Origin of the sequence: Bacillus sp. FJAT-42315 (assembly GCF_002797375.1) — a bacterium.
In the GTDB taxonomy this organism is placed as follows: Bacteria; Bacillota; Bacilli; order Bacillales; family Domibacillaceae; genus Bacillus_CE.
Window position 1 is genome coordinate 1,535,210 of the sequence record NZ_KZ454941.1, and the last position, 24,654, is coordinate 1,559,863.

Here is a 24,654-nt window from a genome sequence, read left to right on the forward strand (position 1 = left end):
ATCAGACTAGCATTTACAAAAAAAAAGTGATATTATAGAAAAGTCGTAAAGAAGATACAAATGATGTATTGTAAAGTTTGGAGGGAAAAAGATGCGCGTAAATATCACTTTAGCTTGCACTGAGTGCGGTGATCGTAACTATATTTCTAAGAAAAACAAACGTAACAACCCTGATCGTCTTGAACTGAAAAAATATTGTTCAAGAGAAAAGCGTGTTACTGCCCATCGTGAAACAAAGTAAGCAGCAGGATCCTTTTCCTGCTGTTTTTTTTATATAAAAAAGTCAGGGAGAGTGTTACAGGTGAATAAGCAGCTGTTACGGAAAAGCATGAAAGAAGTACTAGCAAATATGAGTAAGCTTGAGTATGAGCAATACTCTTTTCAAATTGCTCGACAATTGGGCTCATTACCGTTATGGCAAAGCGCCGAGACAATTGCGATTACTGTTTCTCGGGTGCCTGAAGTGGATACTTGGGCTTTGATTACTAGAGGTTGGGAAGAGGGGAAAAACATCGTTGTTCCGAAATGCGATCCAATTGATAGGAGTATGATGTACTATCACTTGACTTCATTTTGTGAGCTTGAAATGGTGTATTCGGGCTTATATGAGCCTGATCCCACTCAGACGAATCAGGTAGATGCGAAGACGATCGATCTATTAATTGTTCCCGGCCTTGCTTTTGATAAAAAAGGGTATCGTCTTGGCTTTGGCGGAGGATATTTTGACCGATTTCTCGAACATTTTGAAGGTAAAACAGTCGCTCTCTTATTTTCGCAGCAATTGTTAACAGAAGTTCCGACAGAAACATACGATTTACCGGTCCAACAGCTTATTACAGAAAAAGAGATCTATACTTGTTTTTCTAAATAAAATAAGGGACTAGATAGCCTAAGCTTTACAGCGGCTTTTCTCTTTCGTTATAGTAAGAGAGTAACAAAATGAACCAAAGGCAGTGATGAGATGGGATCTAATGAAAATAATCTTTTTTGGAAACTTGCTTATTTCTTTGTTGTGGAAAGAGATTACCAAATCATGACTATGGTTGACAATCGACAGGAGATGCTACTTGAGCACATAACGAATAAATCTGCTCAAGTGATTCGATTAGTCCGTGCAGATGTCGATTGGTCGAATCGTCTTCGTAAAGATATTGAACGTGTGTCTGCGATAGGTGAAGGAATTCGTAAGCAATTGGGAAAGCGTCAGTTAAATATGGTTAATATTTACATATCTTCTCATTCCCCGATCGATGATTACGAACGCTATACGAACGAACCGTTTTATTATCCAAAAGGACAGAAAACAAAAGTGACATCGATTTTATTCAGTCGAGAGCGTCATAAGGAAACAGTAGATCAACTGAATGGGCTGTTTCAAGAGGCAATCGTTCCTTCTTTTTTTGATAGCTGCTCCGATGAGGAAGGATATGCGTATCAAAGAGCGGTTTTGAGTTATTCTGTGAAGAAAACGGAAGAAGACCAAAAGTTGTTTAATTATGCTACTCCGTTTTTTTCTTTTTTATTTATTGGTGTACAAGTCCTTGTTTTCATTTTGATGGAGTTAAGTGGAGGGAGTACCAATTCAGCTAATCTCATTCGTTTTGGTGCGAAGTTTAATCCACTGATTCTCGAAGGAGAATGGTGGCGCTTTTTTACACCGATGTTTTTACATATAGGCTTTTTACATTTATTGATGAATACAGCGGCTCTTTATTTATTAGGGACAGCGGTAGAAAAGATTTTTGGTCGGCTTCGCTTTTTATTGATTTATTTGTTTGCGGGTTTTACGGGAACATTGGCGAGTTTTTTAATGAATGATTCTTTATCAGCTGGTGCAAGCGGCGCGATATTTGGTTGTTTCGGCGCGTTGTTATACTTTGGTACGGTGTATCCTAGACAGTTTGTTCGTACGATGGGGATGAATATTATCTTTATCATCCTGATTAACTTAGTGTTTGGATTTACGATGCCTGGAATTGATAATGCTGGTCATATCGGTGGTTTAATTGGCGGATTTTTAGCAACAGGTATCCTTCAGCTACCGAAAAAGAATCGGATCGGTAGACAACTGGGTTTTCTAGTAGGGACGATCATCCTAACGGCTAGTGCCCTATATATAGGTTTTAACTAATGGATGTTGAAAATTTAGTTTAAAGGGTTGGTGTCAATGAATACAATCTGGGATGTTCAACAGTTATTAAAAAGATTTGGTGTGTTTGTTTATGTAGGAGATCGGGTGGCTGATTTAGAGTTAATGGAAGCGGAGTTAAAGGAGTTAAATCAGTCGCAACTCGTTGAACCAAGAGAATTTCAGATGGCGTTACTGTTGTTGCGACATGAGATTCAAAAAGAAAAAGATAAAGTAAAGAACAGGTGAACGATGTGAGGACTTCATTAATTGCTGCTGTTGATCTTGGCGGAACGATGACGAAAATAGCGTTTATTAACATGCACGGAGACATTGTAGTTAGTTGGCAAGTACCGACAGACGTTTCGGATCATGGGAAACGAATCATCACCAACATTGCCCAGGAAATAAAGAAGAAACTATTAGAGTTGTCGATATCAAAGGACCAACTTCTCGGCGTAGGCGTAGGTGCACCGGGCCCTTTTTCCGAAACAGGAGTAATGTATACAGCCGTTAATTTAGGTTGGGAAAACGACTATCCTTTAAAGGCCCTTCTTGAACAAGAGCTTGGCCTTCCTGTTAGGGTAGAAAATGATGCCAACTGTGCAGCACTCGGAGAAATGTGGAAAGGTGCTGGTGGTGGAGCGAAAAACTTGGTGTGTGTCACGCTAGGAACAGGTGTCGGTGGTGGAGTGATCGCAAACGGCCAAATTGTTCGTGGAGCATACGGAGCTGCCGGAGAAATTGGTCATATGACGGTGATGACAGAGAATGGGTTTATATGTAACTGTGAAAAAAGCGGCTGTTTAGAAACGGTGGCTTCTGCAACGGGTGTTGTTCGATTAGCTTCACAGCAGCTAGAGGCGACATCTAAAGCGTCTCTTTTAAGAACGAAACAAAGTTTTAGCGCAAAGGATGTGTTTGAGGCCGCAAAGATGGGAGATGAAATTGCTACGTTTGCAGTTGATCGATGTAGTTCCTATCTTGGATTAGCGTTGTCTCATCTTGGTAACACATTAAACCCTGATGTTATTGTAATCGGGGGTGGAGTATCCAAAGCAGGAGAGCCATTGTTACAAGCGGTCAGAAGAAAATTTAACGAGTTTGCGTTTACCCCTGTTCGGAATTCAACCCGTATTGACTTGGCTACTCTTGGGAATGAAGCAGGTGTTATTGGAGCGGCTTGGTTAATTAAACAAAATAACGATCTTGTTTGAAGATTGGCACGAAAAACTTAAAGATAAAAAACTCTATTTTCCTGTGAATAGAGTTTTTTTATCTTTGTTTTTTATAGCGTAAACTACTATTCTACAAAATCTCTGTTTTATCTTGTTTGCTTTTTTGTAAAAAAAGTATTAAGATTATCTATGATGTTTTTACAATTGCTAAATAAAGCAAGTAGTGTAAGCTGTGAGGGCTGTACTAAGGAGGGTATTTAATGAAAGGAACCTTACGCAACAATGTCACGTTAATTGCTGTTGCTGTTTTGTTCTTGTGGTTGAAGACGTATTTTACTTATAAAACAAGCTTCCATATGGATATTGAAAACACTTTACAAGAGATTATTTTATTTATTAACCCATTGAGCTTTATTATGCTCGCGCTTGGAGTAAGTTTATTGTTTAAAAGCGATAAGGCGAGAAATCGTTATGTAATGATTACGAGCTTGTTCTTAACAATCTTACTTTATGCGAATGTAGTATTCTATCGCTTTTTTAATGACTTTATTACGTTGCCGTTATTGTTCCAAACGAGCAACTTTGCTGACCTTGGCAACAGTGTAACGGAAGAGTTTAAATGGTACGATATTTTCTACTTTGCAGACTTAATTGTGTTAGCGGTCATTTTAAAAGTGAAACCGAAATTTATTGCATTTCGTTCGATGACAAAGACGAATCGACGCGCCTTCTTTTTAACGGCGTTAGCGATGTTATTTTTAAACTTAGGTTTGTCTGAAATTGAACGTCCACAGCTTTTAACAAGAACATTTGATAGAGAAATGCTTGTTAAAAATATCGGGACATTTAATTATCATATTTACGATGTGATGTTGCAGTCAAAATCATCGGCTCAGCGTGCGCTTGCTGATGGTAGTGAACTAGCGGATATTGAAAACTATTCCGATGCGAATTATGCTAAGCCGAATGATGACTTGTTTGGTGTGGCTAAAGGAAAGAATGTGATTCTTGTATCGGTAGAATCCACGCAAGAGTTTGTCATGAATAATACAGTGAATGGTCAAGAAATTACTCCGTTCATGAACCAGTTTGCTAAAGAAAGCTTATATTTTAATAATTTCTATCACCAAACTGGACAAGGAAAAACATCTGATGGTGAATTTCTAGTGGAAAACTCCTTGTACCCATTGAGCCGTGGTGCGGTGTTCTTCACTCATTCAGGAAACAAATACAACTCGATGGCTCAAAAGTTAAGTGAAAATGGATATTACACAAACGCGATGCATGCCAATAATAAAAGTTTCTGGAATCGGGATATCATGTACAAATCTCTAGGTTATGAGCGCTTTTATGAATTAGGAGATTATGATGTCAATGAAGACAACAGCGTAAACTGGGGTATGAAGGATATTCCGTTCTTTGAACAATCGGTTGAGCATATGAAAGAAATGTCACAACCTTTCTATTCGAAAATGATTACGTTAACGAATCATCATCCGTTTTATTATGATGAGGAAGATAAGTTCATTGATGAATTTACATCTAAAGATGGAACAGTGAATCGTTATTTTGTGACGGTTCGTTATACAGATGAATCGTTAAAACGTTTTGTTGAGCAACTGAAAGCATCAGGATTGTACGAAAACTCAGTGATTGTCCTTTATGGAGATCACTACGGTATTTCCGAGAACCATGATGAAGCGATGAGTGAATACTTAGGTAAAGAAGTGACACCATTTGTTTCTACTCAGTTGCAAAAAGTTCCATTTATGATTCATGTACCAGGTGTTAAAGGAAGAGTGATTGACAGCGTTGGAGGTCAAGTTGATGTTCGACCGACATTGCTTCATTTACTTGGCATTAATACAAAAGATGATTTGCAACTTGGACAAGATTTGTTGTCTCCTGATCATGAAAATTTAGCCGTCTTCCGTGATGGACGCTTTGTTACGAAAGATTACGTGTATGCAGATAATAAATGTTGGGATAAAACGACGGAACAACCAACAGAGAAAAAATATTGCGAACCAGCTATGGATAAGGCTTCAACGGAACTGAATTATTCAGATCGGATTATTTATGGCGATTTGCTTCGTTTCTATGATCCGAATTCTGCTAAGAAACCTGCTCAATAATGCGAAGGAAAGCTTGCCTATTATGGTGAGCTTTTCTTTTTTTGTGTTTGAAAAAGTGGACAGGTTATGCTGCATATATTAAGAAGATTAGGTTTTTTATAAGGGGGGATTTTATGTCTTTTTTATGCTTTCGGCCTTATGATTTTCAGCAGCTATTAACAGATATCAGTAAATTAAAGGGGGATTATTCATTTATTCGTGTATATGAGATTGGAAAGAGTGTAGAGCGACGACCAATATGGGAAATCAAGATTGGAGAGGGAAAGAGAAAAGTTCATTTTAACGGGTCATTTCATGCCAATGAATGGATTACTTCTTCTGCATTACTTTCCTTTGTTAAAGAATATGCAGCAGCGATTGCAAAAGGCGATGATATAGAAGGGGTCTCGTCTCCGTTTTTATTTAGTGAAAATAGTTTGTCAATTGTTCCTATGGTTAACCCTGATGGAGTGGAGTTGGTGATTAACGGGCCTTCAACAAGAAATGAAAAACAGGTGTTAGCGATCAATAGTGGGTCTACACAATTTTCAGGATGGAAAGCGAATATTCGTGGAGTAGATTTAAATAATCAGTATCCCGTCGGTTGGGAAATTGAAAAAGAAAGAAAATTACCTAAATCGCCCGCCCCACGCGATTATCCAGGAGATCGCCCGCTAAGTGAACCAGAAGCTATTGTCATGGCTGAACTGCAAATAAGAGAGCAATTTGACCGTCTTCTTGCCTTTCATACACAAGGGGCAGAGTTTTATTGGGGATATAACGATAAAGAGCCAGAAGAGTCGAAACGGCTAGCTAAGCGGTTTGAGAGAGTTAGTGGCTATGAAGCAGTTCGTTTCATCGATAGTCATGCGGGGTTTAAAGATTGGTTTATTCAAGAGTATGAACAACCGGGGTTTACAATCGAGCTCGGAAAGGGCTGTAATCCGTTGCCGCTCACGCAATTAGCCACTATTTATGAGGCAACAAGAAGTATTTGTGTAGCAGCTTTATTAGGATAAACGAGAAAAGAGCTGTCTCTAAAGCGGTCAGCTATTCCTGTATCAGAAAAAGCAAGCGCTTTATTAAGACAGCTCTTTGGCGATCCAATCATCCTTTTTAGGGTTTTAGTGCCCTCCAGGATAGCCGGAATGAATGAAGGTCATGATTGTAAACCATCCGAACACACCAACAGTTCCAAGGCCAAAAATAACACCTAGCAAATTTTTGTTTTTTAAAGCGCCCAATGAACTGAATACGGCAAGAATTGCAACAAGACCGAAAATAATAATTAAGCCGTTCATTGCCCAAACCCCTTTCTCGTTCTACTTAATATCTACAGAGTTTATAATAACTATGTAAAACAAGTACATACACACCATTATTTTATATTTTTTTTCAACGTTTGTCGAGGTGCAATATGATAGTTCTTTAAATAGACATGAATGACTGGTACGATAAAAGTATTCCAGTAGAAAGGTGTGCTGAAAATATGAATTGGGCACAATTGCCGTTAGGGACATTGAAGACGAATTGCTATGTACTTTCAAATAGCGAAAATGAATGTATTATTTTTGATCCAGGAGCAGAGGGAGATCGGTTGGTGGAATGGTTAAACGCCAATGAACTCTCACCGTTAGCTATTTTATTAACTCATGCTCATTTTGATCATATTGGGGCTGTGGATGATGTTCGAAATGCATTTAATATTCCGGTCTATCTCCACGCTGAGGAAAAAGATTGGTTAACGAACCCTACGTTAAATGGTTCGGAATTCTTCCGCATGGGAATCGTTCATGCTAACCGTGCCGATCGAATTTTGACGAATGAAGAGGAAATTAAGATTGGAAATTTTCATTTTAAATTATTTCACACGCCGGGTCATTCTCCGGGAAGTGTTTCTTATTATTATGAACAAGGTCGTGCGGTTTTTTCAGGGGACGTTCTTTTTCGGGGGAGCATTGGACGAACAGATCTCCCTAAAGGAAATCATGATCAATTAATTGCTAGCATTCATCGTCATCTTCTATCTCTTCCTGAAGAAACGATTGTTCTACCTGGACATGGACCAGCAACAAGCATTGTAGAAGAAATGGAAAGCAATCCTTTTCTAAATGGCTTCTAACAGAAAAAAACCAGCCGCTGAGAAGTAGGCTGGTTTTTTTGATCAATTAATGCCCGGCTCCTGGAGTTACCATAAACGTAGTCCAGTACGTGAACCCTGCGAAGAATACAGTTAAGTATCCTGCAAACACATAAATATACATTCTTTCAGTTAATTTTAAATAGCTCAATAATAAGAAAAACCCCGTTTGACCTAAGAAGATTAGAGCAGTGATATTCATATGGCCAAGATAAAACATTACTGAAAAGATTCCTGTCCAAAATGCTAAAACACGAAACATCCGATCCACTATGTATCCCCTCCTTTATACAACTCTCCATCAATATCTTATTATAATGGAACAATCATGCAGTTGTAAACGTTTCTTTCAGTTACTTTGTAACGATTACATGGTAAGTGCAATCTTTACACCCTTCTGTCATGCTGGCTGTTTGTTGGAATGATAATTGTTCAAATAAACTGTCAAAGGCGCCCTCTAAAAAGGCAATATGTATTTGACAGGTAAGTTCACTTTGTTGTTCTATAGCCTCTTTAAAAGGACAGTTGTATAGTGTGAAATGAATATGCAGACCATCCTCCTTTTCCTTCACTTCCGGAATGTATCCAGTCATTGCGGAAATTTCCTGCAACAGCTGTAATTTTTCCTCATTTGATAATACTTTTTGTGCGTTTAACTTTTGTCTAATCGTTTTTTCACCGAAGGAATAAGCGACTTTTTTGGCTTCTGTCATACCTAGCTCACCAATGGAGGCAAGGGTCGATAAGGCAATATTCGCAAGCAGTTGAAAATCTCTGTGTGGAAAAGAGAGTTGGACCGATTTGTCGGAAGGCTTGTACAACTTCCCTGGTCTGCCGCCTTTTCCGGATTTATGCAAATAAGAATCGACTATTTCGATGTCCTCCAATTTAGACAGATGCAACCGTGCGACATTCGGATGAATATCAAATTGCTCAGCAATATCTTGCACAGACACTTCTTTTTGATGTTTGATCATGTACTGATAAATTGAAAATCTGGTGGAATCGGCTAGCGTGGCGGTCATTTTTAATGTTTGTTCCATTTCAAACACCTCTATATTGTTTATTATCTCCATTATAGTCATCAATCAATCAAGACGAAATGATAAAAGTCATACATTAGTGATCAAAAAAAGTTGGTAAAAATTTTATTCATTATATGTACAACTTTTGTATAATTGTTGTATAATTGATTTAAATTATTTGTATAATCTAATTAGTAAAGTGAATACAAAAGGAGAGGATAAATATGTCCGACATTATTTTTTATACGTATCCCAGCTGCACTTCATGCCGGAAAACGAAAAAGTGGTTGAACGCTCACTCTGTGACTTTTCAAGAAAGACATTTATTTAGAGAAACTCCGACGTATGATGAGCTCATTCATTTACTTTCCTTAACGACCGATGGATTAGACGAATTATTGGCTACGAGAAGTCAAACTTATAAAGATTTAAATGTGGATGTGAATGAGCTACCGTTATCAGGGGTGGTCAAACTATTAATCAAAGAACCGAAACTGCTTAGACGACCGATATTAACAGATGGCAATCAGCTTGTTGTGGGTTATCACCCTGAAGTATTAAGAGGCTTAACAAATAACAAGCAACAGATGAAGATGATGCTATGTTAAAAAAGGAAGGCGCGATGCTTCCTTTTCTTTTTTGTGAAAAAATTTTTGGGAAAAAAGAAGGAGTTGAAAGATTGCTGTCGAAATGAGTTGGTGAGTCAAAGTGAAAGGTGGTGAAATTTGTGCATGATAGTTGAAAAGGTGGTCGAAGAGATATTGAGTGAAGCTTTAGTCCTCGATTCTACTGATATCCACTTTATCCCTCGTCAACACGGCTATGCCGTTCAGTTCCGTTCCTCAGGTCAGTTAGTTCCTCATACCGAATTTTCCTTGCGAGAAGGAGAGCGATTAATTTCACATGTGAAGTTTATGGCATCAATGGACATTGGCGAGAAACGAAAGCCTCAAAGTGGTTCTTTTCAGTTAGAATTGTCTGGCTTTGTTGTCTCTTTACGCATTTCTACTCTTCCTACAGCCCTCTCGAAAGAAAGCCTCGTCATTCGATTGTTGCCTCAGCAAGCTGTCCTTGATATGTTTCAATTATCTCTATTTCCTAACTCAGCTCAAAAATTACTCGCGTTGTTATCTCATTCTCACGGCTTAATCATTTTTACTGGGCCGACCGGGAGCGGCAAAACGACAACTCTTTATTCGCTCATTCAACATAGTGCTAATCAGCATCAGCGTAATGTGATTACGTTAGAAGATCCTGTGGAAAAGCAAAATGATCGCTGGCTTCAAGTGCAAGTGAATGAAAAAGCTGGCGTCACGTATTCGACAGGGTTGAAAGCGATTTTGCGTCACGACCCAGATGTGATTATGGTGGGGGAGATTCGCGATGAGGAAACCGCTAGAATTGCGATACGAGCGGCATTAACGGGTCATTTAGTTTTGACAACGTTGCATACAAAGGATGCGAAAGGAGCCGTGTTTCGTCTGTTGGAGTTTGGATTAAAGTGGCATGAAATTCAGCAAACGCTCGTTGCGGTGACCGCTCAGCGACTAGTGAATTTAACGTGTCCTCAATGCGGTGCGGTTTGCTCACCAGATTGTCGTTCAGGAAATAGACGCAAGCAAGCGACAGTTTATGAAATTTTAAGTGGCACCAATTTACAAGAGGTGTTAAAGGAAGCGAAAGGAGAAGGTGGAGATTACCAATATCCGCTATTAAAAGATGTATTAAGAAAGGGGATTGCCCTTGGATATCTCTCTCAAAAAGAATATCATCGTTGGGTATTTGAAGAAGAGGAAGGCGACTAAGTACCAAGGTGAGTTTATTTTTCGTCTCGGGGAAATGCTTCAGCAAGGCTTTACCATCGGTAGTGCCTTGGAATTTTTATTATTGAACTTCGATCGAAATCATCATGAATCCATCCGTTTAATTCGATCAGAATTAAATGCCGGCACCCCATTGAATGAAATTCTTCAACTGCTTCAATTTCCCTCAACGATTTGCCTACAAGTATTTTTTGCTGAAAAACACGGACATCTTCCCGCTACATTAAAGTATGCCGGAGACCAATGGAAAAAAACAGAGGAAGCGAAAGAAAAATTGACAAAATTACTTCAATATCCATTGTTTCTACTTTTTCTGTTATTTATGTTGTTGTTTCTATTAAATCATTTTTTAATGCCTCACTTTGAAGAGCTTTATGCTGCGCTTGGCTTTACCCCACAAGGAGGAACATTTGCGTTAATTGCATTTTTGCAAGTGGCTCCCCCGTTGATTATGACGATTACCTTCCTATTTTTTATCACTTTTACGATGCTCTTTCTCTATTACCAAAAACAAACTCCACAAAACAGAATCTCTCTTTTAATGAAAGTCCCCGTTGTTTCTTCTTATTTTTCATTGTTTTTTACCCGTTTGTTTTCCAAGGAAGTATCTTATTTGTTGAAAAGCGGTTTTGCTGTGAATGAAGTGTTGCTCATTTTACAACAGCAAACGATGCATCCGATCTTAAAGTATATTGCTGCTGAGATGAATGCCACTTTATTACTCGGTCATTCATTTTCAGAAGCAGCTGAACAAATTGCTTGTTTTGAAAAACAATTAGCGAAGCTTCTTCGTCATGGAGAAGCGAACGGTCGACTAGCGGAAGAGCTATTTATTTTTAGTGAGTTTTGTGAAGTCGTAATTGAAAAAAGAGTAAAGAAAATGCTAGCCATCTTGCAACCATCTATTTTTCTATTTGTGGGTATCGTCGTTGTCGCAATCTATTTATCCGTCATGTTGCCAATGTTTCAAATGGTCGGATCTGTATAAATGGGAGGGAACACAATGAGAAAAATTCTCAAGAATAATCAAGGCTTCACACTAATTGAAATGATGATTGTATTGTTAGTGATTTCTGTGCTGTTGTTTATCGCTATTCCTAACGTCGCTAAGCAAAGTAAAAATATTAATGATAAAGGCTGTAGTGCTTTTAAACGTATGGTAGAAGGACAAGTGCAGGCGTTTCGGATCGAGGAAAGTACATATCCTTCCACGGTTCAAGATATGGTGGATAAGGGATATTTAAAAGAGAATGAAACTAAATGTCCAAATGGAAAAGAGTTAACGATTAGTGCGGATGGAGAAGTAACCGTTGCTAATTAAGAGGATGGAGCATATTCGTAATCAACAAGGTGTTTCTATGTTAGAGATGTTGATAGTTCTATCCGTCTTTCTTATCATTTTGTCAGCGGCGATGATTCCCTTTCCGAAAATGTTAGACAATATGGAGAAAGAGAAATTTATGGATCAACTGCAGGCGGACCTTTATCTTGCTCAATCTTATGCGATATCAAAACAAGAGATTGTAAATATTCAATTTTTGATGACAATAGATTCCTACCGGATAAAAACAGTGAACGTTCCTTCTGAGATGTTGGCTCAAAGAGAGTTGCCCGATTCTATTCAACATATGGAAGGGTCTTTACAAGAGATTTGGTTTTTGCCCAATGGTCATACGAATCGTTTTGGTACGATGCTTTTTAAATATAAAGATCGATATATAAAAGTTGTGTTTCAAATTGGCAAGGGGAGATTTTATGTGGAGGAACAATGAAAAAGGTTTTTCTTTAGCCGAGAGCTTGCTGTCACTTTCGGCTGTGCTGATCTTGACGATGTTGATTTTGCCTTTGCTTTTGCAAATGATTGGTCAGTCAAAAGCGTTGTGGGAAAGAGAAAAAGCGATGAGAGTGCTATTTGAAGAGGGAGAAAAACGCCTTCATGAGGGGACGAGTTTTACTCATGTTTATATAGAAGAGGGTGAAGAATATCACATATCATGGGAAGTTAAAGCGGCTGCGTGTGTGGAAGTGTCTGGGAAGAGATTTTGTATTCAGCAGTAATAAAGGCTTTACTCTAGTGGAATCCTTGCTGATCCTTATGGTATTTATGATGCTCGCAGCCCTGTTTCCGATGATTTATGGAACAGTATACCATGTCAATGAGCAACTAGAACCTGGGAGAAAGTCAGAGTGGGAACTATTTGTTATTCAGCTACGAAAAGAAATGTATAATGCTCAATCATGGACGCCAGCTAATGATAAGCTTTTTTATCATCAGGCAGGACAGAAGATCTCCATTGAACAATATCAACAAAGTGTAAGGAGGCGGATCAATGGCATGGGGCATGAAATAATGCTGAAAGAGGTTGAATCGATCCAATTTTATTGGGCGAACGAAACGCTGTGTGCTAAAGTGGTCTTTACTAATGGAGAAGAGGAACAGGCGCAATTTTACTCGTTGCTTGAGGAGCCGTTATGAAAAGATTGATTTTCAATGAACGTGGTGTGTTGTTTCCTTATGTGTTAGTACTTTTTATCGTTGTTTCATCAACGGCAGTTTTAGGTGTGGAGATTTTCGTAAGTAAGCAAAAAACAGCAATGAATTTAACAGAATACTATGAAACAAAAGTAGTGGAACTGTTGACTCTGCAGTATTTGGGTCCCCAGCTTGATGAAGGAGTGGCGATGTCAGGGGTGTTTGTCACGAATAAGGGAGAGGTCAGTTATTCGGCTTCTCCAGAAGTAGGTCAAGATCAATATGTGATTCATTTGAGAACGAAGAAAGAGGGTTCTCATTTTTATTCAAAGGTGATTTATGATCAAACGACCAAACAAATTGTTAAACGTATAGATTAACGACCACACAGTCGATATAATAAAAATATTAGTAGGGGGAGATACGAGATGACGACGATTTTTATTACGGGATTCATGGGAGCTGGTAAAACAACCATTGGTCAATTATTAGCCAATCAGTTACAAATTCCCGTCATTGATACAGATGTTTATATTGAACAACGAGAAGGAGCAGCTATTTCTGAGATTTTTGGCGATAAAGGAGAAGCGTATTTTCGAGAAGCGGAAACAGCGGCTCTTCAACAGTTCTGTACAAATGAGCAGAAAATCGTTACAACTGGCGGCGGTATTATTATGAAAGAACAAAACCGTCAGCTCATGAAAAAACATGGGGTTGTCATTTTTTTAGAAGTAGATTTAGCCGTCATATTCGATCGGTTGAAAGGCGATACGAGTCGACCGCTCATTCAAAATCAAGAACAAGCCCGCATTCAAGAGTTATATGAAAGCCGATTGCCGCTGTATAGGGAAGCGGCAAACTTGATTATTCATACGACTGATCAAACAGCCGAGCAAGTAGCGGAAGAAGTGATTCAACGTTTAAAACTCGAAGAAAACGGAGAAACTAACACCGTCTAATAGGAGGTGTTGTTCGTTTGTCTATCTATGAAGTTATTCGTTATTGTACGCAAAGCACGCTATCTTACTTAAATGAACCAAAACAAGAGAGAAAACAAAAGCGGCAGCGTAGGAAAACGGAGCGGCCAGCCTTTTCATCTAGATGGTTCGGTGTTTTGCCTTGGGCGGTGCGTCAATTGTTTCGGAAAAGTTCATAATCAACCAAGTGGCGGGGTCAAATAAATGATTCCGCCATTTACAATGTCTACTTTAATTTTCGGCTCATAGCGCTTTTTTAAGGCGGCTTTCTCAAGGAAGAAAGCTTCTGGCTTTTCCTCTTCTTCCTCATAAAACGAATTCAACAAGGAAAGATCTTCTTCCCATCTATTGATCGCTTCCTTTGCCCATTGCTGATCCTCATTTTTTAAGCGATCGTCTAGAAACTGATGAATTCGTCGAACCCCGCTTAACGGTTTGATTAAAGGAGCAATGGTAAAGGAGAAATCGGGAATCTTCCCTGAGAGAGATTTTCGTTCCAGTATGTTCATGAACTGCTCTTGAATTTGCCCATTGATTAAATTGAGTCCGAATGAATGGAACTGTTCTTTCTTTCGATCCGCCTCATAACATACTTTCACATTTGTTAATAACCAAGGGTGAAGGGCTTGGTGGCGATTGATTGTTTGTTGTTCGTAAAGACGGACAAATCCAGCACGTTGTTTAGCCGATTGGAAAATTTGCTGCAGGCGTGGTGCTCCGAAATGAACGACTTCTCCTTTTAATTCGTTTTGAACCTCCTTTTGATTGGTAATGAGTGTTAAGGAAAGTGGCTCGCCGACCAAGCCCATTTTTTCGATATAATGCCAATAAAAAGGACGATTCATTAGCTCCTTATCCATTTCAGGTGTCAACTTGACCGTTAGTGAACAAGAAGTTTTCTCCAAAATTGAACATTCTCCTACTGTGAAATATTGTTCAAGAAATTGATGAATTTCGTTTGTCTGCAAAGTTTTCTTCCTCCTTTTTCCACTCGTTAGCAAGTTCAAAGGCCGCCTCAAAATTTCTCATTTTAATTTGTAACTCGCCTTCTGTTTTCGAATGTTGAAAAATATCTGTCAAATGCTCTTGCATATTAGGGATCTCCATTTTTGTTAAAATATCATCTAGTTCCCCGATCGCTTGCTCAAATAAATGGATCTTCTCATACAATAACTGCATAATGCGATCTTCAATCGTATCTTTAATAGAAAAATTATATATATGAACATCTTTTGTTTGACCGAAGCGATGGATACGTCCAATTCGTTGTTCCAGTCTCATAGGATTCCATGGAAGATCAAAATTAATTAAGTGATGGCAAAACTGAAGATTGAGCCCTTCGCCACCGGCCTCTGTTGCAATTAATACTTGGGCGTGTTCTTTGAATAACTCCTTCATCCAATCTTTTTTCCCACGTTTAAACCCGCCACGAAAAGGGACTGAACTAATGCCATGCTGTTTAAAGAACCACTGTAAATACAGTTGGGTCGCTCGGTACTCGGTGAAAATAATTACTTTATCATTGATCGATTGAACCAGTTCCAATGCTTTTGTTGCCTTGGAGTTTTGAGAAACAGCTTCAATAGCCGATAGTATTTTGTGAAAGCTTTCAGGTAGTTGTTTAGCATGTTCGCCCCAATGCTTAGCCATATTTTTCAATGTATAGAATACGGCTTCTTTACTGCTACAAGCTTCCCGCTGCAAAGTGAGCAAGGAGAATGCGTTTCCTATCTGTTCTGGATGTTCACGGATAAAATGCTCAAGGGATTCATAAAGAGCACGTTCCTGTTGAGTAAATTCCACTTGAATGTTCTCGACTTTTCTTGCTGTCCATTCGACTCCTGTATCTTGCCGCCGATGACGAACCATCACTTTATCCATCAACTTCATTAACTGTTGATGATTCTGCACTTGGCGATCGCCTTTTTTAAATTGTTCACTAAATTGTATTTCACTCCCTAAATGGCCAGGCTTTAATAGCGACACAAGATGAAACATTTCATCTAGACGGTTTTGAATCGGCGTAGCCGTTAATAGTAAACAAAACTTCTTTTTTAAATGCCGCACAAATTGATAGTTTTTCGTTTTATGATTTTTTAGTTTATGGGCTTCATCGATAATGACTAAATCATATTCTTGCTCATAAATTTTTTCTTGGTGAGGGCTTCTTTTAGCCATATCAATCGAGGAAATGACAATATCGCATTGATCCCAAGCATAGGATTTCTTTTGAGCGATGGCCGGGATGTAAAACTTATAATTCATTTCATTTGCCCATTGAGAGACGAGGGAAGCGGGGGTTAAGATCAATACTTTCTTTACTAATCCGCGAATTAAATATTCTTTAAGGATTAGTCCAGCTTCAATCGTTTTTCCCAGACCGACCTCATCTGCTAAAATGGCTTTCCCATTCATTTCCTCAATCACCTTTCTAGCCGTTTCTAGCTGATGAGGCAAGGGAGTGAGGTCTGGTAAAAAGTCAGGGGCTAACAATCCTTCGAAATCGTCGATTAACATTCGTGTTTCCATTTTGGTTGCTGATTGAAAGAGTGGCCAGCTACCCCATGGTCCATCTTGATTGAACCTTTTCTCAATCTCCTCTCCCCAAGCTTCATTAAACAATATATCTACACTCATCTGCAAAACTCCTTTATAAAAATGATTGCGAAAACCTTATTGTTAATGGTAGGATGTAAGGGAACAAAATATTATGTCATTTCGCAAAAGACGAACGATAGTCGATTTTTATATGCGAGTGTTCATAGTATGCCCATTTTTAAATTTAATATTGCGAATGAAAGCAAGGGGAGAGACTGTGTATGCGGCGCCGAAGGAGCAAACAAGTTATTTGTGAATCTCTCAGGCAAAAGAACTCTTGCTGGACGCACCTCTGGAGAGTGTTTCGTTAACGAAACCACCAAAGAAGACAGCCTGTTCATTCAGGGTAAACTTTCAGGTTCAAGGACAGAGAACAACTTTTATAAGCTGTTCTCTGTCTTTTTTTTATGGAAATCCCTAAATGAAGATGGAAACAGCGTTAGGTGTCACACGAAAATCAATAATCAAGGAGGAAGGTTAATGGGAGACTTAAAACGTACGCCACTGTTTGAAGCATACAAGCAATACGGTGGTAAAACGATCGATTTTGGTGGATGGGAGCTTCCGGTTCAGTTTTCAAGTATTAAGGAAGAGCATGAAGCTGTCCGAACAAAAGCGGGGTTATTTGATGTGTCACACATGGGTGAGATCACAGTCAAAGGAAAAGATGCCCTCACCTATCTTCAAAAAATGATGACGAACGACCTTTCCAAATTGAAGCCTAATGGTGCGATGTATACAGCGATGTGCTATGAGAACGGCGGAACGGTAGATGACTTGCTAGTTTATATGTTAGATGAAGAGGATTATTTACTTGTTGTGAACGCCGCGAATACAGAAAAAGATTTTGAATGGCTGAAGCAGCACGAAGAAGGAGAAGTGGAGCTTAAAAACGTGTCTAATGATTGGGCGCAGCTTGCTCTGCAAGGGCTTTTAGCAGAAAAAGTGCTTCAAAAGCTTGTAAAAGAAACCGATTTAAGTGAAATTAAATTTTTCAAATTCCGTCAAGCAGTCAATATTTCAGAGGTATCAGCCCTCATTTCTCGCACAGGCTATACAGGAGAAGACGGTTTTGAAATTTATTGCGAAAGTGATCATGCGGTTAAACTATGGCAGGACATTCTTGAAGTAGGGAAAGAAGATGGCGTTGTCCCTTGTGGGTTAGGTGCTCGTGACACACTCCGTTTTGAAGCAAACCTTGCTTTATACGGGCAGGAGTTATCGAAAGACATTTCACCGATTGAAGCGAATCTAGGCTTTGCGGTAAAAACCAATAAAGACTTTTTTATCGGAATCGAAGCGTTAACGGTTCAAAAAGAAAATGGTCCTGCACGTAAGCTTGTCGGACTTGAAATGATTGATCGTGGGATTCCACGCCATGGTTATGCTGTGTACTCCGCTAGTGGCGAAGAACTGGGCTTTGTCACAACAGGTACACAATCACCAACATTAAAGAAAAATATCGGACTCGCTTTATTAAAAGCAGAGTATACGTCTATTGATACAGAAGTGTTTGTGGAGATTCGCGGCAAAAAGCTAGCGGCCAAAACAGTGAAGACACCATTTTATAAACGTTCGAACTAACAGGATAGGAGAGGGGATGAAATGATGAAGCATCGTTACTTACCAATGACAGAGGCCGATCAAAAGGAAATGCTTTCAACGATTGGCATTGATGCGATTGATGAATTATTTGAGGATATTCCAGAGAAGGTGCGCTTTCAAGGATTATACAAGATTAAAGAGGCGAAAGCTGAACCTGCGTTGAAAAAAGAGCTGAGCACACTCGCTGCAAAAAATGCTCACGCGAAACAATACACTTCCTTTTTAGGAGCAGGCGTGTATGATCACTATGCACCGTCAATTGTTGATCATGTCATTTCACGTTCAGAGTTTTACACAGCCTATACACCATATCAGCCGGAAATTTCTCAAGGGGAGTTACAGGCGATTTTTGAATTTCAAACGATGATTTGTGAACTAACAGGTATGGATGTGGCCAATTCTTCGATGTACGATGGTGGCACTGCGTTAGCAGAAGCGGCGATGCTTAGTGCTGGACAGACGAAACGGAAGAAAGTCCTTGTATCGGAAACCGTTCATCCAGAATCTCGCGACGTGTTGAGAGCATATGCGAAAGGGCAGAACATTGAAGTGGTAGAAATTCCCCATAAAGATGGAGTGACAGACTTAGATCAATTACAAGCTCTTGTTGATGATGAAACCGCAGCTGTGATCGTTCAATATCCGAACTTTTTCGGGGCGATTGAATCATTACCTGACGTAGAGAAAGTGACTCATGAACATAAAGCATTGTTTGTCGTTTCAGCTAATCCGCTTTCACTCGGTGCATTAACACCTCCAGGGAAGTTTGGGGCTGATATTGTCATCGGTGATGCGCAACCATTCGGTATCCCTGCAAGCTTTGGTGGACCGCACTGTGGTTATTTTGCTGTAACAAAAAAACTGATGCGTAAAGTACCGGGCCGTCTTGTCGGGCAAACACAGGATGACGAAGGACGCCGTGGATTCGTATTGACGTTACAGGCGCGCGAACAGCATATTCGTCGCGATAAAGCAACTTCTAATATTTGTTCGAATCAGGCATTAAATGCGCTAGCAGCAAGCGTGGCGATGACCGCTTTAGGGAAAAAGGGAATCAAAGAAATTGCGATCCAAAATTTACAAAAAGCCAATTTTGCAAAAGACACATTAAAGCAGCATGGAGTAGAGATGGTGTTTTCTGCACCAATTTTTAACGAGTTTGTTGTTCGTTTGCCTCAACCGATCAAAGAAGTGAATCAGCGATTATTTGAAAAAGGCATCATTGGTGGATATGACCTTGGTTTAACGTATCCAGGTCTTGAAAACTGTATGCTAATTGCGGTTACAGAGTTGCGGACGAGAGAAGAAATTGAATTACTTGCGAAAGAATTGGGGGATAGCCATGAATAACAACGATCAATTGCTTATTTTTGAAATGTCTCAACCGGGCCGAATCGGATACAGTTTGCCTGAATTAGATGTACCTGAACAAGATCTATCCCATCTTTTACCTGCTGGATATGTGCGTGAGGAAGAGCCGGAGCTTCCTGAAGTGTCTGAGCTTGATATTATGCGTCATTACACAGCGCTATCGAAAAGAAACCATGGAGTGGATTCTGGATTTTATCCACTTGGTTCTTGTACGATGAAATACAATCCGAAAATTAATGAAGATGTTGCTCGTTTTGATGGTTTTGCGCATATTCACCCGCTTCAGGCAGAAGAGACGGTGCAAGGTGCGCTTGAATTAATGTACGATCTTCAAGAGCATTTGAAAGAAATTACGGGAATGGATGAAGTGACGTTACAACCAGCGGCAGGAGCACAAGGGGAATGGACGGGGCTGATGCTTATTCGCGCGTTCCACGAAGCAAATGGTGACTTCCAGCGGACGAAGGTAATTGTTCCGGATTCGGCTCATGGAACGAACCCGGCATCTGCGACCGTAGCTGGTTATGAAACGGTAACCGTAAAATCTGGCGACGACGGTTTAGTGGATATTGAAGATTTAAAACGTGTCGTCGATGAAACAACAGCTGCATTAATGTTAACAAATCCAAATACGCTCGGATTATTTGAAGAGAATATTGTAGAAATGGCTGAAATTATTCATAGTGTAGGCGGGAAAGTTTATTATGATGGAGCCAATTTAAATGCCGTTTTATCGAAAGCGCGTCCTGGAGATATGGGCTTTGATGTCGTCCATTTAAACCTTCATAAAACATTCACTGGCCCTCATGGTGGCGGTGGCCCAGGTTCAGGTCCTGTTGGGGTGAAGGCAGATTTAATTCCATTCTTGCCAAAGCCTGTGCTTGTGAAAGAAGGCGAGACATTTAAGTTCGATTACGATCGTCCGCAAGCCATTGGTCGCGTGAAACCTTATTATGGAAACTTTGGTATTAATGTTCGGGCGTATACGTATATTCGTTCAATGGGTCCAGATGGATTAAAAGCAGTAACAGAATATGCGGTGTTAAATGCGAACTATATGATGCGTCGTTTAGCTCCACATTTTGACCTGCCATTTGATCGTCATTGTAAGCATGAGTTTGTATTAAGCGGAAAACGCCAGAAAAAACTCGGTGTAAGAACGCTTGATATTGCGAAGCGCTTGCTTGATTTTGGCTATCATCCGCCAACGATCTATTTCCCATTAAATGTAGAAGAATGTATCATGATCGAGCCAACGGAAACAGAATCGAAGGAAACGTTAGATGCCTTTATTGATGCGATGATTCAAATTGCGAAAGAAGCGGAAGAAAATCCGGAAATTGTTCAAGAAGCGCCTCATACGACTGTTGTTGGTCGCTTAGATGAAACAATGGCGGCACGCAAACCGATTCTTCGCTATGAAAAACCGTTGCAAAATGTTTAATTATAATAAAAAACTGCCTCGGGTAGGCAGTTTTTTATTTGCTCTTTACTTTTCCCGTCCATTTCTTGAAGCCGCCTTCAAGATGGCTAATATTTTTGTATCCTTTTTTGTGTAATGTCATGGCCGCGCGTCCACTTCTCATTCCGCTTTGGCAATAAAGATACACTGGTTTGTCAGAACGAATTTCATTCTCCATGCGCGTCTTTAATTGGCTCATTGGAATATTACGAGCGCCTAAAATATGGCCGGCTTCAAACTCGTTCGGCTCACGGACATCAATCAACTGAGCTTTACGGTAGCCTTTGATGAACTCTTCCTGTGAAAGTGGTGTGACCGCTTTTTTCTGGGAAAAATACATATATAAAGTGTACAAAATAATGGCGCCTAAAATGGCAGCAATGGTATACAGCAACGTATACACTCCTTTCAAGTAAAATTGCACCATCATCTATTATAAACTTGCCTTCATTAAGAATCAAAAGAAATTAAACAACGATTTCATTTTTGAATAGGTCTTTGTTTTTTGCTCGGTATTTGATAGACTGTATGAGGGAATTTACAAACGAAAAAGGCGTGCATGAATAATGAAAAAAGAAGTGTGGAAGTTTATTGATTCTGGCCGTCGCTCTGCTAGTTATAATATGGCGATGGATGAAGCATTATTAGATTGGCATAGTCAAGGAAAGATCCCACCAGTGATCCGCTTTTACGGTTGGGAGCCAGCTGCATTATCGATTGGTTATTTCCAAAAAGCGGAGAAAGAAATCAATATGGAAGCAGTCAAGGCACATGGTCTTGGATTTGTGCGCCGTCCAACAGGCGGTAGAGGCGTTCTTCACGAGCACGAATTAACATATAGTGTAATCGTATCTGAAGAGCATCCTAACATGCCTACGGGTGTGACAGAGGCCTATCGTGTCATTTCTGAAGGAATATTAAAAGGGTTCCACCATCTTGGGTTGGAAGCTTATTTTTCTGTGCCCAAAACGGAAGAGGAGAAAAACGGTTTGAAAAACCCACGATCTTCTGTTTGTTTTGATGCACCGAGTTGGTATGAGCTTGTAGTAGAAGGACGGAAGATTGCTGGAAGCGCTCAAACGAGGCAAAAGGGTGTCATTTTACAGCATGGCTCGATCTTGTTAGACCTTGATGAAGATAAGCTGTTTAGTCTGTTTAACTACCCGAATGAACGCGTCAAGGAAAGAATGCAAACAGCATTTAAAAATAAAGCGGTGGCGATTAACAGCATTAGTCCAAAAAGCATTACATTGGATATGGCTCGTGTCGCATTTAAACAGGGCTTTGAAGACGGGTTAGGTATTGAGTTGGAGCCGCTTGAATTGACAGATGAACAGTCCGCTTCTATCGAAAAAATTGCGAAAGAGCGTTATGAGTCAGATGAGTGGAATTTTAGGCGATAAGTAACGATGTCGCATTTTTTGAATGCGAACAAAGGTTTTGTTTTTGTGCAACCTTTAAAATTATTCTTTTCATCCGATTATCGCTTGTTTTTCTGATGATCTCTCATTTTTTTCAGCGAATACAGCCGTTTTGTCGCTTGACAAAAAAATGTTTTTAAATCAATATGTAGTAATGAAAACAACAGAACAAACACAATATATTGTGTTTGTTCTAGTTTTTTATCAAAATATATGGGTATACAATTAAGAACTACTAGGAACTACCAAGAAAAAAGTATAGAAAAGGAGTTGTAGATATGTCAGTTACGTCTGTAAAGAATATGTCTATCAACATTGACAGATTAAACAAAGACATTAGCGTTTTTCCGCAGGTTCATCCTGTAACTTCTGACATGAACATTACACATAAAGGGGTTTCACGCCTCGTGATGATTGACCGCTATTCGTTTAAAGATACAGAAAAGGTCACTTTAACAGAAGGCGATTTTGTTGTGTTAACGGTTAAGGCAGACCCGAAATTTCCCGCTAGAGGCGTTGGCTTCATCGTAAGCATTGACTGGGAAGAAAAGAAAGCGGAAGTGCTAGTTGATGAGGAATTCCGTAGCGCACTTGATGATCCACAAGAACAAGAAACAGGTATTGTCCGCCGTTCCCTCGATGTGATCGAAAAACCGTTGGAAATTTTCTACGAGCAAATTGCTAAACGTAATGCGACGGGTCTTGCTTCCGTTGAAAAAACAGAAGAAAAGCGCAAAGAATGGTTTGAGAAGTTTTACCATGAATTGGTTCATTTGAACTTCATTCCAGCGGGACGAGTGCTATATGGAGCGGGTGCGGCGACAGATGTAACCTATTTCAACTGTTATGTCATGCCATTCGTTCAAGATTCACGCGAAGGCATTTCCGAACATCGTAAGCAAGTGATGGAAATCATGAGCCGCGGCGGTGGAGTAGGAACAAACGGTTCAACACTACGTCCACGCAACACACTAGCTAAAGGAGTTAACGGAAAATCTTCCGGATCAGTCTCTTGGCTAGATGATATCGCTAAGCTTACACATCTTGTGGAGCAAGGCGGGTCGCGCCGCGGAGCACAGATGATTATGTTGGCGGATTAAAAAGTTGAAAGTTGTTTGTTTTTCCGTTATCCTCTAATTAAGAACAAATGTTCTTTTTGGGGCATAAGGAAAAGAAGAACAATTTATCCAAATGCTAGTCCGCGTCGTTCAGAGAATGAACGATTAGAAAACCGGGTGAATTGCAGGGAAATCCTGAGAGGCAATTAAGCTACAACGTGACTGGAAACGGTGAGCGTGAATGCTAAAAAATTAATTGCATTGGACAATCTGCAGCCAAGCGCCGTATAGGTGAAGGTTCAACGACTATCGAAAACATTCGAATGGAATGGAAGTAGAGTAGGGAAAAAATTTTTCCGAAGCGCCCGGCCCCTAACAGATCAAGCTGAGGGTGATGATATAGTCTATTCCGTCTGCATAAGCAGAGTTAAAGTATCCTGAAAAGGACGGTACAATTGTGGCACCCTGATATTGTTGAATTCATTATTTCAAAAATGCAAAATCCGCGTATTTTACGCTTCTTAATTGAAAATACAGAAGACGAACAAATTAAAAAAGCAGCGCAAGAAAAGCTGAACTTTAAGCCGTTGTCTGAGCGTGAATCAGCGATGTACCAAGGAGTGGTCAATTACAAAAATATTCCTGGTTATGGCGGTTTCAGCCCTGAAATCATTTCAGATGCTGAGGAGAAATTACGTACAGGTGGGACATATACGGTACACCACCCAGAGTTTTTAACAGGCGCGAACATCTCCATCTGCTTAACGAATGACTTTATGGAGGCAGTGGAACAAGATGCAGAATACGAATTGCGCTTCCCAGCTGTAGAAGCGTACAGTAAAGAGGAAATGCAATATTATAACGAAAACTGGCATAAAGTCGGCGATGTGCGCGAGTGGAAAAAACAAGGGCATGCGGTTCGAACTTACCGAAAGATCAAAGCGCGTGAGCTTTGGAACTTGATCAACATTTGTGCCACATACTCGGCTGAACCAGGCATTTTCTTCATCGATAATGCGAACGAAATGACGAATGCGAAAGCGTATGGGCAACAAGTTGTTGCGACAAATCCGTGTGGTGAATAGTTTGCCTCACGTAAAACATTGCGGGATAAAGCGGGAAGGCTGAGAAGCTGATCCGAACCGAAGGCTAAAGGTAAAATTTTAGTCAGGGGCAACGCATAGGAGCTGAAACTTCAATACAAGAAATAGCCACGCTGTTGAATAGAAGCGAAAGAAATGTAAAAAGATACAGGGGTTATTGTTGAAGAATATAATGCTG

Annotated in this window: 28 protein-coding genes, 2 pseudogenes and 2 riboswitches; of the genes and pseudogenes, 24 read left to right on the top strand and 6 right to left on the bottom strand. The window is 39.8% G+C overall.

From position 1 onward, the window contains the following. The first annotated feature begins 91 nt into the window (after positions 1-91). From rpmG to CEF22_RS07380, 7 genes are all read left to right on the top strand, one after another. Complete coding sequence (gene rpmG, locus CEF22_RS07350) at positions 92-241, top strand: 50S ribosomal protein L33 (protein ID WP_094834085.1); 150 nt, start codon at positions 92-94, stop codon at positions 239-241. 60 nt (positions 242-301) lie between these two features. Beyond that, positions 302-871, top strand: a complete 570-nt coding sequence (locus CEF22_RS07355) for a 5-formyltetrahydrofolate cyclo-ligase (RefSeq protein ID WP_198508039.1) — start codon at positions 302-304, stop codon at positions 869-871. Between the two features lie 162 nt (positions 872-1,033). Then, entirely contained in the window at positions 1,034-2,131 is a 1,098-nt protein-coding gene (locus tag CEF22_RS07360) for a rhomboid family intramembrane serine protease (protein ID WP_157843193.1), read from the top strand. 36 nt (positions 2,132-2,167) lie between these two features. Continuing rightward, positions 2,168-2,377, top strand: coding sequence for a YqgQ family protein (locus tag CEF22_RS07365; RefSeq protein WP_094834086.1), 210 nt, complete (start codon positions 2,168-2,170; stop codon positions 2,375-2,377). Positions 2,378-2,382: 5 nt separating this feature from the next. Next, complete coding sequence (locus CEF22_RS07370) at positions 2,383-3,345, top strand: ROK family glucokinase (RefSeq protein ID WP_100402344.1); 963 nt, start codon at positions 2,383-2,385, stop codon at positions 3,343-3,345. A 221-nt stretch (positions 3,346-3,566) separates the two neighbouring features. Beyond that, the gene (locus CEF22_RS07375) at positions 3,567-5,441 is read left to right on the top strand and encodes an LTA synthase family protein (protein ID WP_100402345.1); all 1,875 of its coding nucleotides are present in this window, start codon (positions 3,567-3,569) and stop codon (positions 5,439-5,441) included. A gap of 113 nt (positions 5,442-5,554) precedes the next feature. Further along, positions 5,555-6,439 carry a M14 family metallopeptidase gene (locus tag CEF22_RS07380; RefSeq protein WP_100402346.1) on the top strand — a complete coding sequence of 295 codons (885 nt, stop codon included), beginning with the start codon at positions 5,555-5,557 and terminating at the stop codon, positions 6,437-6,439. Positions 6,440-6,544: 105 nt separating this feature from the next. Here CEF22_RS07380 and CEF22_RS07385 read toward each other — a convergent pair whose 3' ends face one another. Continuing rightward, a complete protein-coding gene (locus CEF22_RS07385; protein ID WP_095479513.1) occupies positions 6,545-6,721 on the bottom strand; it encodes a DUF2759 domain-containing protein in 177 nt (58 codons plus the stop codon). A gap of 188 nt (positions 6,722-6,909) precedes the next feature. Here CEF22_RS07385 and CEF22_RS07390 point away from each other — a divergent pair, with 188 nt between their 5' ends. Beyond that, entirely contained in the window at positions 6,910-7,542 is a 633-nt protein-coding gene (locus tag CEF22_RS07390) for an MBL fold metallo-hydrolase (RefSeq protein ID WP_100402347.1), read from the top strand. A 46-nt stretch (positions 7,543-7,588) separates the two neighbouring features. Here CEF22_RS07390 and CEF22_RS07395 read toward each other — a convergent pair whose 3' ends face one another. Next, a complete protein-coding gene (locus CEF22_RS07395) occupies positions 7,589-7,831 on the bottom strand; it encodes a DUF2626 domain-containing protein (protein ID WP_094834092.1) in 243 nt (80 codons plus the stop codon). Positions 7,832-7,913: 82 nt separating this feature from the next. Then, positions 7,914-8,603: a helix-turn-helix transcriptional regulator gene (locus tag CEF22_RS07400; RefSeq protein WP_100402348.1), complete on the bottom strand. Its 690-nt coding sequence runs from the start codon at positions 8,601-8,603 to the stop codon at positions 7,914-7,916. A gap of 206 nt (positions 8,604-8,809) precedes the next feature. Between CEF22_RS07400 and CEF22_RS07405 the strand changes: the two genes are divergently transcribed. From CEF22_RS07405 to CEF22_RS07450, 10 genes are all read left to right on the top strand, one after another. Then, complete coding sequence (locus CEF22_RS07405) at positions 8,810-9,193, top strand: Spx/MgsR family RNA polymerase-binding regulatory protein (RefSeq protein ID WP_095479516.1); 384 nt, start codon at positions 8,810-8,812, stop codon at positions 9,191-9,193. A gap of 123 nt (positions 9,194-9,316) precedes the next feature. Beyond that, the gene (gene comGA, locus CEF22_RS07410; RefSeq protein ID WP_100402349.1) at positions 9,317-10,390 is read left to right on the top strand and encodes a competence type IV pilus ATPase ComGA; all 1,074 of its coding nucleotides are present in this window, start codon (positions 9,317-9,319) and stop codon (positions 10,388-10,390) included. Continuing rightward, positions 10,329-11,396 carry a competence type IV pilus assembly protein ComGB gene (comGB, locus tag CEF22_RS07415; protein WP_100402350.1) on the top strand — a complete coding sequence of 356 codons (1,068 nt, stop codon included), beginning with the start codon at positions 10,329-10,331 and terminating at the stop codon, positions 11,394-11,396. Before comGA ends, comGB begins: the two co-directional genes overlap by 62 nt. A 15-nt stretch (positions 11,397-11,411) precedes the next feature. After that, positions 11,412-11,729 (top strand): competence type IV pilus major pilin ComGC, encoded by a 318-nt coding sequence (gene comGC, locus CEF22_RS07420; RefSeq protein WP_100402351.1) that lies wholly within the window; start codon positions 11,412-11,414, stop codon positions 11,727-11,729. Continuing rightward, a complete protein-coding gene (comGD, locus tag CEF22_RS07425) occupies positions 11,719-12,180 on the top strand; it encodes a competence type IV pilus minor pilin ComGD (protein WP_100402352.1) in 462 nt (153 codons plus the stop codon). Before comGC ends, comGD begins: the two co-directional genes overlap by 11 nt. Continuing rightward, positions 12,164-12,466 carry a hypothetical protein gene (locus tag CEF22_RS07430; protein WP_100402353.1) on the top strand — a complete coding sequence of 101 codons (303 nt, stop codon included), beginning with the start codon at positions 12,164-12,166 and terminating at the stop codon, positions 12,464-12,466. Before comGD ends, CEF22_RS07430 begins: the two co-directional genes overlap by 17 nt. Beyond that, entirely contained in the window at positions 12,426-12,884 is a 459-nt protein-coding gene (gene comGF, locus CEF22_RS07435) for a competence type IV pilus minor pilin ComGF (protein ID WP_198508040.1), read from the top strand. The genes CEF22_RS07430 and comGF overlap by 41 nt, the downstream gene beginning before the upstream one ends. Beyond that, positions 12,881-13,261 (top strand): hypothetical protein, encoded by a 381-nt coding sequence (locus tag CEF22_RS07440; protein WP_100402355.1) that lies wholly within the window; start codon positions 12,881-12,883, stop codon positions 13,259-13,261. The genes comGF and CEF22_RS07440 overlap by 4 nt, the downstream gene beginning before the upstream one ends. A 48-nt stretch (positions 13,262-13,309) precedes the next feature. Next, positions 13,310-13,840: a shikimate kinase gene (locus CEF22_RS07445; protein WP_100402356.1), complete on the top strand. Its 531-nt coding sequence runs from the start codon at positions 13,310-13,312 to the stop codon at positions 13,838-13,840. Positions 13,841-13,857: 17 nt separating this feature from the next. Further along, the gene (locus CEF22_RS07450; protein ID WP_095479524.1) at positions 13,858-14,037 is read left to right on the top strand and encodes a YqzE family protein; all 180 of its coding nucleotides are present in this window, start codon (positions 13,858-13,860) and stop codon (positions 14,035-14,037) included. On the opposite strand, the gene CEF22_RS07455 is transcribed toward CEF22_RS07450, so the two are convergent. Further along, positions 14,038-14,826 carry a YqhG family protein gene (locus tag CEF22_RS07455; protein WP_100402357.1) on the bottom strand — a complete coding sequence of 263 codons (789 nt, stop codon included), beginning with the start codon at positions 14,824-14,826 and terminating at the stop codon, positions 14,038-14,040. After that, positions 14,795-16,495 carry a DEAD/DEAH box helicase gene (locus tag CEF22_RS07460; RefSeq protein WP_100402358.1) on the bottom strand — a complete coding sequence of 567 codons (1,701 nt, stop codon included), beginning with the start codon at positions 16,493-16,495 and terminating at the stop codon, positions 14,795-14,797. The genes CEF22_RS07455 and CEF22_RS07460 overlap by 32 nt, the downstream gene beginning before the upstream one ends. A gap of 157 nt (positions 16,496-16,652) precedes the next feature. After that, positions 16,653-16,743: riboswitch (glycine riboswitch) on the top strand. Positions 16,744-16,746: 3 nt separating this feature from the next. Next, a riboswitch (glycine riboswitch) is annotated at positions 16,747-16,828 on the top strand. 108 nt (positions 16,829-16,936) lie between these two features. Between CEF22_RS07460 and gcvT the strand changes: the two genes are divergently transcribed. The 3 genes from gcvT to gcvPB are packed head-to-tail and all read left to right on the top strand — an operon-like array spanning position 16,937 to position 20,876. Beyond that, positions 16,937-18,040: a glycine cleavage system aminomethyltransferase GcvT gene (gene gcvT, locus CEF22_RS07465; protein ID WP_100402359.1), complete on the top strand. Its 1,104-nt coding sequence runs from the start codon at positions 16,937-16,939 to the stop codon at positions 18,038-18,040. A 24-nt stretch (positions 18,041-18,064) separates the two neighbouring features. Then, positions 18,065-19,411 carry an aminomethyl-transferring glycine dehydrogenase subunit GcvPA gene (gcvPA, locus tag CEF22_RS07470; RefSeq protein ID WP_100403940.1) on the top strand — a complete coding sequence of 449 codons (1,347 nt, stop codon included), beginning with the start codon at positions 18,065-18,067 and terminating at the stop codon, positions 19,409-19,411. Beyond that, positions 19,404-20,876 carry an aminomethyl-transferring glycine dehydrogenase subunit GcvPB gene (gene gcvPB, locus CEF22_RS07475; RefSeq protein ID WP_100402360.1) on the top strand — a complete coding sequence of 491 codons (1,473 nt, stop codon included), beginning with the start codon at positions 19,404-19,406 and terminating at the stop codon, positions 20,874-20,876. Before gcvPA ends, gcvPB begins: the two co-directional genes overlap by 8 nt. Positions 20,877-20,910: 34 nt before the next feature. Here gcvPB and CEF22_RS07480 read toward each other — a convergent pair whose 3' ends face one another. Beyond that, positions 20,911-21,234: a rhodanese-like domain-containing protein gene (locus CEF22_RS07480; RefSeq protein ID WP_442857399.1), complete on the bottom strand. Its 324-nt coding sequence runs from the start codon at positions 21,232-21,234 to the stop codon at positions 20,911-20,913. Positions 21,235-21,460: 226 nt separating this feature from the next. Here CEF22_RS07480 and CEF22_RS07485 point away from each other — a divergent pair, with 226 nt between their 5' ends. The 3 genes and pseudogenes from CEF22_RS07485 to CEF22_RS07495 all read left to right on the top strand — a co-directional run. Further along, the gene (locus tag CEF22_RS07485) at positions 21,461-22,297 is read left to right on the top strand and encodes a lipoate--protein ligase family protein (RefSeq protein ID WP_100402361.1); all 837 of its coding nucleotides are present in this window, start codon (positions 21,461-21,463) and stop codon (positions 22,295-22,297) included. Positions 22,298-22,593: 296 nt separating this feature from the next. Continuing rightward, positions 22,594-23,412: pseudogene (locus tag CEF22_RS07490) on the top strand (ribonucleotide reductase N-terminal alpha domain-containing protein); the annotation flags it as partial. Between the two features lie 419 nt (positions 23,413-23,831). Further along, positions 23,832-24,455: pseudogene (locus CEF22_RS07495) on the top strand (ribonucleoside-diphosphate reductase); the annotation flags it as partial. Positions 24,456-24,654: the final 199 nt, after the last annotated feature.